3 protein-coding genes are annotated in these 2,655 nt (G+C 34.7%); all 3 read left to right on the forward strand.

All coding sequences use genetic code 11. The features are described 5' to 3' along the window. The coding region (locus tag J7K39_03945; protein ID MCD6179036.1) for a hypothetical protein at positions 1-425 on the forward strand (425 nt) is incomplete at its 5' end. Positions 426-446: 21 nt separating this feature from the next. After that, on the forward strand, positions 447-2,357 hold the full coding sequence (locus J7K39_03950) for a hypothetical protein (GenBank protein ID MCD6179037.1): 1,911 nt from the start codon (positions 447-449) through the stop codon (positions 2,355-2,357). Next, positions 2,350-2,655: glycoside hydrolase family 125 protein (locus J7K39_03955; protein MCD6179038.1), on the forward strand; the 306-nt coding region annotated here is incomplete at its 3' end. The genes J7K39_03950 and J7K39_03955, both read left to right, overlap by 8 nt.

The raw sequence follows: 2,655 nt of genomic DNA on the forward strand, positions 1-2,655 counted from the left end.
AAACATTTTTGCGAGGAGAGCATCTAATAAAAATAAGACCGCAGATGTGGGATAGTGCTAAAATTGCTTTAGCTGCTGCTCCGATAAAGACAGCTGAGGGTTGGTTGTTAATCTATAACGCGGTAGATAAGAAAGATTCTGCGCGATATAAAATTGGAGCAATGTTATTAGATCTTAAGGATCCTAAAAAAGTTATTTGTAGGTGTAGTCATCCGATTCTTGAGCCTGAAGAGGATTATGAAAATAATGGTTTGAAGCATGGAATTGTATTTGCTGGAGGAGCTATTATTAAAAATGGCACTTTGTTTGTGTATTACGGAGGTTCAGATCAGCATTCCTGTATAGCAACTTATAACGCGAATGATTTTTTGAGAGAGTTAAAAAAGGATTCTAGTCCAAGTTTGGTAAAAGTTATAAATAACTAATTCTAAATTCTAATAAGACATATGGCAATCTATAAAAGATATAAAAATAATCCGATTTTATTACCAAGGAATAATACTTATTGGGAAAGAATGGCAGCTTTTAACGGTTGTCCTTTTAAAAAAGATGGCAAGATTCATTTATTATATAGAGCCATGTCTGATGTGAAATATAATAACGGAGCGATGATGAATGTTTCGTCTATTGGTTGTGCATTTACTAACGATCAAGGTGATTTACAAGATAGAATACAATTAATAAAACCGGTTGAAGAGTGGGAGAGGTTTGGTTGTGAGGATCCTCGTGTTACCAAAATGGGAGATAAATATTATATTTTTTATACAGCACTTTCTCATTATCCTTTTGTAGCCGAGGGTATAAAAATCGGCGTGGCAGTTACTAAGGATTTTGAAACAATTGAAAAACATCAGGTTACAACTTTTAATTCTAAGGCCATGGCGCTTTTTCCTGAAAAAATAAATGGGAAAATGGTGGCTATTTTGACAGCTAATACGGAAAAACTGCCAGCTGATATTGCTTTGGCTTATTTTGATTCCGAAAAAGATATTTGGTCAAAAAGATTTTGGAATAAATGGTATGAAAATATTGAAGAGAATAAAATTGATTTTGGCGAAAGAGAAGAGGATCATATTGAGATAGGCGCCCCGCCCTTAAAAACCGACAAGGGGTGGTTATTGGTTTATTCTTATATTAAGAATTATTTTACACCCGGTGAAGTAGTTTTTCAGATAAAAGCTGTTTTACTTGATGAGAAAGATCCTAGCAAAATAATAGGCAAGTCAGAAACATTAATGCGTCCTGAAGAAAGTTATGAGATTTATGGACAAGTTCCAAATGTTATTTTTCCTTCTGGCGCGTATATTGAGGGGAACGATTTGCATGTTTATTATGGGGCAACCGACACAACTTGCTGTGCCGTAAAATTTAAGTTAAGTGATTTATTAAAAGAAATAACTTTAAAGCCTTCAGAACGTTTTTCATTGACCAGATTTAAAGATAACCCAATTTTAAAACCAACAGAAAATGAATGGGAGGCAAAAGCTGTTTTTAATGCAGCGGCTATTTATCTTGGAGATAAATTTCATATTGTTTATAGGGCAATGGCGCATAGCGGTCGTTGTGTTTTAGGTTATGCTAGTAGCAAAGACGGTTTGATTATTGACGAAAGATTGAACGAGCCTATTTATGTACCACGTAAGGATTTTGAGATAAAAAATGGTGATGGATATTCAGGCTGTGAAGACCCTCGTTTGGTTGTTTTTGAAGGCAAGATTTTTATGTTTTATACGGCTTATGATGGGGTGAATCCTCCTAGTGTGGCGCTTAGTTCTATTGAAATTAATGATTTCTTAAATAAAAAATGGAATTGGGAGATGCCAAAGATTATCTCTCCCTTAACAGAGTTTAATAAAAACGCTTGTATTTTTCCGGAAAGAGTAAATGGGAAAATAATCGCTCTGTATCGGATGAATAATAGTATTGATTTCCAGCTTATTGATGATTTAGATTTTGCTGGTGGAGAATTAGGGAACGAAACTAATTGGATTATTCCTCGCAAAGGAATGTGGGATAACAAAAAGGTTGGGATTACAGGCCCGCCGATAAAGACCGAGCATGGCTGGTTGCTTATTTATCATGGTGTTTCCGAGCATTCAAAATATCGACTGGGAGCAATTTTGCTTGATCTGGAAAATCCTGAGAAAATATTAGCAAGAACCGATAGGCCGATTTTAGAACCTTTGATGGATTACGAAATTGAAGGACAGATTAGAAATGTTGTTTTTTCTTGTGGCGTTGTTTTGAAAGATAATACTTTATTTGTATACTATGGAGGAGGGGACACTGTATTAGGAGTTGCGACTACGTCTTTGGATGACATAATTGCTAAGTTGAAAGACTGCGTTTATGAATAACAAAAGATTAACAAAAAGCAAAAGACTCTTTAGTAGCATTGTTATTGAAGAAAAAATAAAAGAAATAAGTTCGTTTTTGCGTGACAAAGAGCTATCCCAGATGTTTGTTAATTGTTTTCCTAATACGCTTGATACTAGTGTTTATTACCAAGAAAAAAAAGGTAGGCCAGACACTTATATAATAACAGGAGATATTCCCGCCATGTGGCTTAGAGATTCCAGCGCTCAGCTTTGGCCTTATTTACAGTTTGTAAATAGGGATGTAAAATTAAAGAAATTATTTCAAGGTTTAATTAAC

Source organism: Bacteroidales bacterium (assembly GCA_021157585.1).
In the GTDB taxonomy this organism is placed as follows: Bacteria; Bacteroidota; Bacteroidia; order Bacteroidales; family UBA12170; genus UBA12170.

What these genes read in the sequence shown, in the direction of transcription:
- J7K39_03950 (MCD6179037.1), top strand. Translation starts at nt 447, where the DNA reads ATGGCAATCTATAAAAGATATAAAAATAATCCGATTTTATTACCAAGG.